The organism is Methylophilus sp. UBA6697 (assembly GCF_002454655.1).
In the GTDB taxonomy this organism is placed as follows: Bacteria; Pseudomonadota; Gammaproteobacteria; order Burkholderiales; family Methylophilaceae; genus Methylophilus.
In genome coordinates, this window is the sequence record NZ_DKJH01000046.1 from 1 (window position 1) to 8,567 (window position 8,567).

Below are 8,567 nucleotides of genomic sequence, written 5' to 3' on the forward strand. Positions count from 1 at the left end.
TCTGCCGTGCCTATTTTTGCCGCCAATAATCATTTGGTGGCGACACTGGATGTCTCTAATGATTTAAATGCGCCGCAGCAGCACACGCTGGCGCTGGTCAAAATGGCGGCGCAAATGGTGGAAAACCGCTTGTTCCATGCCACCGCAGACGGCGAAATTGGTGTGCATTTTCATGTGCGGCCTGAATTCATCGGCACCTTGTGGGAAGGCGTTGCCCTGTTTGATGCGCAAGGCCAGTTACAGGCCATTAACCGTAGTGGACAATTCCAGTTTGGCCTGCCGCTGGATCAGGATGTATTGTCTGCGCGCCGCATTCCGTTTGAAGATATTTTTGACGAGTCCTGGCTGGCTTTCAAGCAGCGGGGTTTGTCGTCCGAGGTGTTGTTCCCATTGCGCTTGCGCAATGGCGCCCGCCTGTTTGCGCGCGCTTCCAGCATGCAGGTGACAGGTATTTCCAGTAAGCCGGTGCAGTCTGTGCCACGCGAATCAGCGGCTAGCCTCGAATTGCTGGATAGCGGTGATCCGCAATTAAAATTAGCCATCAGCCAGGTCAAGCAAGTGCTTAACCGTGATATTCCGGTATTGATATTAGGTGAAACCGGTGCCGGTAAAGAATTGTTTTCAAGGGCGATTCATGATGCCAGTGTGCGTAGAGCGCAGCCCTTTATTGCCGTCAATTGCGCAGCCTTGCCGGAAGGGTTAATTGAAGCTGAATTGTTCGGCTATGAAGAAGGGGCGTATACCGGCGCCAAGCGTAAAGGCAATGTCGGCAAAATCCAGCAGGCTGATGGCGGTACCTTGTTTCTGGATGAAATCGGCGATATGCCTTTGTCGTTACAGGCCAGGTTGCTGCGTGTATTGCAGGAGCGCAGCGTCACGCCCTTGGGCTCCAGCAAATCCATTCCGGTCAATTTTACCCTCGTCAGTGCTACTAACCAGAAACTCAAGGATAAAGTGGCCGCGGGTGAGTTTCGCAGTGATTTGTATTACCGCATTAATGGTTTAACCGTACAGTTGCCTGCGTTGCGCCAGCGCCAGGATATGTCGCGTCTGATTCAGATGATTTTGCAAATTGAACAGGCACCACAAGTCACGCTGAGTGATGAGGTGCTGGCCGTGTTTGCCGTGCATCCGTGGCCGGGCAATGTGCGCCAGTTACATAATGTGTTGCGCACAGCGGTGGCGCTGGCCGATGGTGGTGTGATTGAACGTCAGCATCTGACGCACGACTTTCTCGATGAAATGGCGGTTGAGGCCGAGCGTGCAACAGTTTTGCAACCGGTATTAACCTTGAAAGCACAGTCTGATGAAGCGATTCGTGTCGCTATGCAACAGCAGGCGGGCAATGTGTCTGCAGTGGCGCGTCAATTAGGCATGAGCAGAAACACTTTATATCGCCGCTTGAAAGCCTTGCATTTGAATTAGCGTATCGCTAAATAAAAAGCCCCGGCGATCCCGGGGCTTTTTTCATGGCTTTATTATGCGGTGATTATTTGTTGCGACGACGCACAACAGCACCCATCACACCCAGGCCCAGCATCATCATGGCATAGCTGTCAGCTTCAGGCACTGAAGACACGGAGGCAACTTGATCAACCTGGAATGCCAGCGCTTGTGAGAAGCCAGCGCTGAAATTTAAAGTGTAAGAAGTGATTGGTGTAGAAACGCCGCTCAAATCCCAGGAGTAGTAGTAGTAGTCATCAACAGTGCCGGTATTCACGAAGTTGACCAATGTGCCTGCGATTGCCTGGCTACCACCGTTGTAGCTCAGCGTAATGGTATATGCCTCACCACCAAATGACGCATTGAAGTCATTGACGATACCCTGGAATGCCAGTGCGCTGATGTTGCTTGCAACGGTATTGTCAGTGAATGTCAGGTTGCCATCACCATATAAACCAAAACCCGCTGGGTAGTAGCTGCCGGAAACCTGGGTCAGCAATGCGTCGCCTGAACCGACAACGTTACCTGCTGTGCCTGCGGCCAATTGCGCTGCGGTCAGTGGGTTTGCAGCGCCATTGCTGTCAACGCGGTTGCGGTTCAGTTGATTCCAGCCATCAAACGAGACGGAGTCTGCCACGTCAACAAAACTGCTGTAGGTGGTATTCGCTTGTGCCAGGCCTGTGATTGCGAACAGAGTTGCACCGATAGCGATGCTTAAATATTGAGCTTTCATTTTACTAACTTCCTTTTGAGTAATTATTAATGACTGGCGTCTTTAATGCGCGCCAGAATCTTTTAACTGGCTGCGTTACTCACAAACGTCTTACCATGTATTCTTATTNNTCATTATTAATAAATAATAGATGGAAGTCAATATATCTGTTATTTTTAATTGATGGTCTTTTGTGGGCGATAGGGCGGCATGTGAGATGCGCCCTATCGTTGGGAGATGACTTTCGTCAGCCAGTGTAGGCGGCGAATATAGGGTAATTGTTTGCTGTGGCGGCGATCAGGCGCTGTGTTTTCTCAGGCGATACATCGCCAGGTTGCCCATGAGGTTAGGCAATATGTGAATATCCTGGCCGCCGGTAATCACCTTGCGCTCTATGACCTGAATCTGGTGCTGGACACAAAAATCGTCGAAGTCGTTGATCGTGCACAAGTGCACATTAGGCGTGTCATACCATTGGTATGGCAGACTTTTGGAGACAGGCATGGTGCCGAATGTAATCTGCATGCGGTTGCGCCAGTAGCCAAAATTGGGGAAAGTCACGATCACTTCGCGGCCGACGCGCAGCATCTCTTGCACAATGCTTTCGGTGTTGTGCATAGCTTGTAAAGTTTGTGACAAAATCACCGTATCAAACGACTGGTCTTCGAAGCCAGACAAGCCTTCTTCAAGGTTCATTTGAATCACATCAACGCCATTTTTTAATGCCGCCAGCCAGTTGGCATCGTCTTTTTCAATGCCGTAGCCAGTGGTTGCCAGTGTTTCGTGCAAATGTGTCAGCAGCGTGCCGTCACCGCAGCCCAGGTCTAGGACTTTCGCTTTGGCATTCACCCAGTTTGTAATTAATGCAAAATCTGGGCGAATATTTGTAATTTTCGCATTTATCATACTTTAATCTGCTCCAGATATGCGCGCATGATGTCGTGGTAATACGGGTCTGGCATCAGGAATGCGTCATGGCCGTGGTCTGAGGTGACCTCGGCATATTTCACTGGCAAGGCGTTATCGAGTAGTGCTTTGACAATCTCACGCGAGCGCGCAGGTGAAAAGCGCCAATCGGTGGTAAATGAAATCACCACAAATTTTGCCTGCGCGCGACGCAGCGCTTTGCTCAAGTCACCGTCATAATCCAGTGCAGGATCGAAGTAATCCAGCGCGCGCGTCATGCGCAAATAGGTGTTGGCGTCAAACTCACCGGCAAACTTATCGCCTTGATAGCGTAAGTAAGATTCCATTTCAAACTCGACATCAAAGCTATATTTCACATCACCATGGCGCAGTTTGCGGCCAAATTTTTCACCCATGACGTCATCAGACAAATAGGTAATATGACCCAGCATGCGCGCAATGCGCAAGCCGCGGCGCGGTACCGTGCCGTGGTTGTAATAATCGCCGTCGAAAAACTCAGGGTCGGTGATAATCGCCTGGCGTGCCACCTCGTTAAACGCCATGTTTTGCGCGGTTAAATTGGGGGCAGAGGCAATGACAAAGGCATGGCGCACGCGCTCCGGGTAGACGATATTCCAGTGCAGTGCCTGCATGCCGCCCAGGCTGCCACCAATCACAGCGGCTAATTGATCAATGCCCAGATAGTCCAATAAACGCGCTTGTGATTCGACCCAGTCTTCCACGGTCACTACCGGGAAAGTCGCACTATAGGGTTTGTCAGTCAGTGGATCGACGCTGGAGGGGCCGCTGCTGCCATGACAGCCACCCAGGTTATTGAGGCCAATGACAAAGAATTTATTGGTGTCTAACGGTTTGCCGGGGCCAATCAGGTTGTCCCACCAGCCTGGATATTTATCGTCTGGCGAATAGCGACCAGCGACGTGATGGTTACCAGACAGGGCGTGACAGATCAGCACGGCGTTGTTTTTGGCCGCGTTAAGTTCACCATAGGTTTCATAAGTCAGATGGTATTGTGGCAACACTGCGCCGCTTTTAAGGGTGAGCGGCTGGGTGAAATGCGCAACCTGCGCTTTGACGATACCAACAGAATTCGATTCAGACATGCTGCAATTATACTATGCAGCATGCTGAAACGGCGAGACGGCTGGCGTGCAATAGTGTTGTCTTTTTATGAGTGCGCAGAGATCGACAAGCCACCCAGCAAGGCCGGTAAGTCGGCAATCGATGCAATCGTGGCATCGGGCTCCACCGCAGACAAGCGGGTATAGGTTTCGCGGTATTTGCCGGTTTTGACCAGAATGCCATGCAGGCCGGCGTCTTGCGCACCACCAACGTCGGCATCAATATCATCGCCTATCATCATCACTTCGGAAGGCTTTAGCCGTAGCGCGTCAACCGCCATATTAAAGAAATGCTGCGATGGCTTACCCATCAGCATGGCTTTGGTATTGCTGGCATATTCGAGCCCGGTTACAAAGGCACCAATGTCCATTTGCAACCCGGTTTCAGTCTGCCAGAAGCGGTTTTTGTGAATCGCGATCAATTGCGCACCATTCACCAGGCAATGAAACACCTCATTCAGTAATTCATAAGACCAGCGATCACCAATATCACCAATCACCACATAATTGGCCGCCGTTTCCGACTGGTCAAAACAGGCGAAATCCTTTTTCACGTCGTCGGCCAGCAGCAACTTGCACACCGGGTTGGGCTGTTTTTTCAGGTATTGAATGGTCGCTTGTGGTGCACTCATGATTTCTTCTGGCACTACATTGAAGCCGAGATCGTTGAGTTTTTTTTGCAAGGCCAGCAAAGAGAGTGTGCTGGTGTTGGTGACAAAACGCACGGCGATGCCTGCCTTGCGGATCTTGGCCACCGCTTCAATGGCGCCATCAATTGGCTGCTGCCCGATATAGAGCACGCCATCCAGGTCAAACAACACGGCTTTGATCGAATTGAAATTAAACATGATTGGCCTTTCACTACACACAGATAGACTGCTAGCAGCAAAAATCGTGCGCAATGTGTATGGACTACTTTTTAAAGGGATACATGAATTGCTTCCAGTAGCCATTCGGTACCGGATGGCCGCCGATGCCATAGCCACTTGGCCATTGGTTTTTTGGCATGTAATAAGTGCCAAATAGCTTATCAAATAACGGGAAGTGAATGGCAAAATTGACATCAATCGCTTCTTTTTCAATACCGTGATGCCAGTGGTGAAAGCGCGGCGTGACAATCAATGGTTTCAGCCACTCCACATTAAAGCGCACATTGGCGTGGACAAAGGTGGCGTTGAGGTACACCAGCAAAATATAAAGATGCAATGCGCTTTCGGCAAAACCCAGTGCATACATGGGCACCACTGTCATGCTGCGCAAACCAACGATTTCAACGATGTGCATGCGTGACCCTGCCAGCCAGTCCATCTTTTTGGCGGAGTGATGCACGGCGTGAAAGCCCCACAAGAATGGTACTTGGTGGAAAGCACGATGAAACCAGTACTGCACAAAGTCGGTGAGAAACATGATTTCGATTACCTGCAGCCACAGTGGTTGGCTGGCAATGGTTTGTCGCAGGGTTGCCCAGTCGCCGGTGTGATGCACAATGGTCATCGCAGGCGCCAATGTGAATAAGGTCAGTGTTTGCACAAACACGCTGCTGATCAGGAAATAAAATAAATCTTCACGCCATTCGTCCCTGAACAACGCTTGCTGGGTTAAGCGGCCAAACAGTTTCTCCAGTGGGATAAATAACAAGCCGGTGAGCAAGATATTCAGGACAAACCAGTCCAGGCTAAGCGCAACGCCGCTGGCACGAGCCGCTTGTGCATTGAGCGTTTCAGCAATGGTGATGGTGAGCAATACCAGCAAAATCGCGGTAAAGCCCAAAATACGATTACGGCGTAACACCAGGTTGCTGCAGGCGAGCAGAAAGCTGGCAACGAGTAATACCTGAAGCATGAGTGTGAACTGTGGCAAGGCATAGAGCGGTGAGAGCGCTTGTGTTGAGAATATGCCTTGCAGACGCTCACCCAGCAACAGGCACAGGCTGGCGATACTGAGTACCAGTGCGGCGACACCGCTTAACCAGCCCGAGCCAAAGTGTCTGGCTTCTTCTGGTGCCTCTAAATCATTACGGATCGCCCTGCGTAATTTGTGAATCATGATGTGTCTCCCTGTGAGTTTTTTATTATTGGTGTGTCGGTGCTGTGGGCCATTGCGCAAGCGTGACTCTGGGATTGCCGCCCAAATCCTGTAGCGTTTGAACCTGTTCAAACCCCGCTGCATGATACAGTTGTTGCGCGGCCTCGGCCTGATTGTAGCCGTGTTCCAGCAGCAACCAGCCACCCGCATTTAAGTAGCCAGGGGCCTCGGCGACAATTTGTCGGATATCTTGCAAGCCATCTGCACCAGAGGCCAGTGCGCTGATGGGCTCAAAACGTAAATCGCCTTGTAGCAAATGCGGATCATCTGTTTCGATATAGGGCGGATTGCTGACAATCAGGTCAAACCTGTGTGCAGGCAAGGCCGTAAACCAGTTGCTTTGTACGCACTGCACATTGTTTAAGTGTAATGCTTGTGCGTTTTCCTGGGCGACGGCCAGCGCCGCGGTTGAGGCATCTACCGCGATTACTTCGCAGCGCGGCGCATGTCTGGCAATTGCCAGTGCAATCGCCCCGGTGCCGGTACCTAAATCAAGCACACGCATGGCCCCGGTGATTTTTTGCAGTGCAGCTTCTACCAGGGTCTCAGTATCCGGGCGCGGAATCAGGGTATCTGGCGTGACTTTGAGTGGCAAGCCAAAAAACTCGCGCGCACCCAAGATATGGGCGATGGGCTCGCCTTGCAGGCGACGTTGTAATAAATGCTCAACCATGGCGATAGGCGTTGCGGCGAGGGGATCCTTGGCATGTGCGATCAGCCAGGCACGATTCACATTCAGCACATGCATCAATAATACTTGTGCCTCAATATTTGCCTCATCCGCCGGGACAAACTGTGCCAGCTGTTGCCGTGCCGTTTGCAACCATTGTTGCACGGTATTCGACATTACCTGCCCCCAGCCGCTTTGCGCAAAGCAATGGCCGTGGCATTGCCTTGCCTGGCCGGATGGCGAACTGCATGGCGGATCACCCATTTCAGGTCTTTATCTGCATTGGTGAGCCAGCGCTCACATACTTCAAATGCCAATGCCGGGTGGTCTTTGGCAATGTCGCCGAGATGATTCGCCACACTGCGCCTTACATACAAACTGGGGTCGTTTTTCAGTGCTTCTAATATGGGTAATACTGGTGTCGGGTCGGCAATCAGTTGCGGAATGCGAGCGCCCCAGGGTAGGCGTGAGCGGCAGCCTTCAGAACATAAGCGGCGCACATGCGGGTCTGGGTCATTCAGCCACAAGGTGAGTTGATGCAAGGTGCGTTTAAAGTCATGAATCAAAAAAGGCCGGATTGAAAACTCTGCGGTAAAACGGCGTGTCAATTCATATTGTGCACGCATCGCCGCTTCAAACGGATCCTCGCCACCATTATGTTGCGCATCGCGGCCATACTCGGCAATAAAGCGTGTATGTGGCAGATAGAAAAACACGCCCAGCCCCAGGCGTTCGGTATGTGTATTGGGGGGCGTGAGTGTATTGATTAATACTTCGGTTGCTTCTGAAAACTTGGCGGGCAGAGTGGCTTTTAACGCAGATGCAATATGTGCCGAGCGATCCATAAATCCCAGGGGTGCAATATTGGTCAGCGCTAATTGTTTAAAGGTTTCTGCATCAAAGCTGGTATGCACCAGCCCAATATTGTGCGCCAGGCAATCAATCGCCTCGCTATCCAGCAAAAACTTGATTGGGTTATCTTTCTGGATACTGCGCGGTGCGGCGGGAATACGGAATTGAGTCATTTTTTAGTCAGTATTCTGTTAAGGTCGCTCTGCGTATTGCGGCGCTGTATCGTGAATATCGTCCCATTCGGCCTTGGAGGCGACGAAAATATGGGCAGAAACGTGTGTTGGCAGTGGCGTATCCAATGTCCCGACACGTAGTCTCAGGGTGTCAGGGTCACTTTCACGGTAAGCCATGATGGGTGAGCCGCAGCGATTACAAAAGGTGCGACATACCCCGGCCTCGCTGCGATAAGTGTTAAGGCAGGTTTCACCATGCGTGATTTTAAAGTGTGTTTTGGGGACGGGCGCGACGGCAATAAAGGCAGAGCCGTTGGCTTTGCGGCAGCGCTTGCAATGGCAATGGCAATAGACCAACGGCCCAAGATGACCAGTGACTTCGTAGCGTACGCTTTCACAAAGACAGCTGCCTTGATGCAATTGTGAATGCATTCCCATTATCCTTGTTTGTGCTATGCGTCTTCACCCAAACTTGCCAGCAAGTCAGCCTGGTATTCGGTCGCCAGCGCATTAATCAACTCGTCCATATCGCCTTCGGTGATGGCTTCAATTTTATACAGCGTCAGGTTGATGCGGTGGTCGGT

The 8,567-nt window shown here is 51.3% G+C and carries 9 protein-coding genes and 1 pseudogene; 1 reads left to right on the forward strand and 9 read right to left on the reverse strand.

From position 1 onward, the window contains the following. On the forward strand, window positions 1-1,425 hold a 1,425-nt coding region (locus tag B3355_RS12295; protein WP_292784395.1), incomplete at its 5' end, for a sigma-54-dependent Fis family transcriptional regulator. A 64-nt stretch (window positions 1,426-1,489) separates the two neighbouring features. Here the strand turns inward: B3355_RS12295 and B3355_RS12300 are convergent. The 9 genes and pseudogenes from B3355_RS12300 to prfA all read right to left on the reverse strand — a co-directional run. Beyond that, complete coding sequence (locus tag B3355_RS12300) at window positions 1,490-2,176, reverse strand: PEP-CTERM sorting domain-containing protein (protein WP_292784398.1); 687 nt, start codon at window positions 2,174-2,176, stop codon at window positions 1,490-1,492. 276 nt (window positions 2,177-2,452) lie between these two features. Next, entirely contained in the window at window positions 2,453-3,061 is a 609-nt protein-coding gene (metW, locus tag B3355_RS12305) for a methionine biosynthesis protein MetW (RefSeq protein WP_292784401.1), read from the reverse strand. Further along, the gene (metX, locus tag B3355_RS12310) at window positions 3,058-4,185 is read right to left on the reverse strand and encodes a homoserine O-succinyltransferase MetX (protein WP_024930161.1); all 1,128 of its coding nucleotides are present in this window, start codon (window positions 4,183-4,185) and stop codon (window positions 3,058-3,060) included. Before metX ends, metW begins: the two co-directional genes overlap by 4 nt. 65 nt (window positions 4,186-4,250) lie before the next feature. Further along, window positions 4,251-5,051, reverse strand: coding sequence for a TIGR01458 family HAD-type hydrolase (locus B3355_RS12315; protein ID WP_019880703.1), 801 nt, complete (start codon window positions 5,049-5,051; stop codon window positions 4,251-4,253). Between the two features lie 64 nt (window positions 5,052-5,115). Continuing rightward, window positions 5,116-6,249: a sterol desaturase family protein gene (locus B3355_RS12320; RefSeq protein WP_292784407.1), complete on the reverse strand. Its 1,134-nt coding sequence runs from the start codon at window positions 6,247-6,249 to the stop codon at window positions 5,116-5,118. A gap of 25 nt (window positions 6,250-6,274) precedes the next feature. Then, window positions 6,275-7,135, reverse strand: coding sequence for a peptide chain release factor N(5)-glutamine methyltransferase (prmC, locus tag B3355_RS12325; protein WP_292784410.1), 861 nt, complete (start codon window positions 7,133-7,135; stop codon window positions 6,275-6,277). Further along, the gene (locus tag B3355_RS12330) at window positions 7,135-7,983 is read right to left on the reverse strand and encodes a DNA alkylation repair protein (RefSeq protein WP_292784413.1); all 849 of its coding nucleotides are present in this window, start codon (window positions 7,981-7,983) and stop codon (window positions 7,135-7,137) included. Before B3355_RS12330 ends, prmC begins: the two co-directional genes overlap by 1 nt. Before the next feature lie 18 nt (window positions 7,984-8,001). Further along, window positions 8,002-8,415, reverse strand: coding sequence for a GFA family protein (locus B3355_RS12335; protein WP_292784416.1), 414 nt, complete (start codon window positions 8,413-8,415; stop codon window positions 8,002-8,004). Window positions 8,416-8,435: 20 nt separating this feature from the next. Continuing rightward, a pseudogene (prfA, locus tag B3355_RS12340) lies at window positions 8,436-8,567 on the reverse strand (peptide chain release factor 1); the annotation flags it as partial.

What these genes read in the sequence shown, in the direction of transcription:
- B3355_RS12300 (WP_292784398.1), bottom strand. Translation starts at nt 2,176, where the DNA reads ATGAAAGCTCAATATTTAAGCATCGCTATCGGTGCAACTCTGTTCGCA.
- metW (WP_292784401.1), bottom strand. Translation starts at nt 3,061, where the DNA reads ATGATAAATGCGAAAATTACAAATATTCGCCCAGATTTTGCATTAATT.
- metX (WP_024930161.1), bottom strand. Translation starts at nt 4,185, where the DNA reads ATGTCTGAATCGAATTCTGTTGGTATCGTCAAAGCGCAGGTTGCGCAT.
- B3355_RS12315 (WP_019880703.1), bottom strand. Translation starts at nt 5,051, where the DNA reads ATGTTTAATTTCAATTCGATCAAAGCCGTGTTGTTTGACCTGGATGGC.
- B3355_RS12320 (WP_292784407.1), bottom strand. Translation starts at nt 6,249, where the DNA reads ATGATTCACAAATTACGCAGGGCGATCCGTAATGATTTAGAGGCACCA.
- prmC (WP_292784410.1), bottom strand. Translation starts at nt 7,135, where the DNA reads ATGTCGAATACCGTGCAACAATGGTTGCAAACGGCACGGCAACAGCTG.
- B3355_RS12330 (WP_292784413.1), bottom strand. Translation starts at nt 7,983, where the DNA reads ATGACTCAATTCCGTATTCCCGCCGCACCGCGCAGTATCCAGAAAGAT.
- B3355_RS12335 (WP_292784416.1), bottom strand. Translation starts at nt 8,415, where the DNA reads ATGCATTCACAATTGCATCAAGGCAGCTGTCTTTGTGAAAGCGTACGC.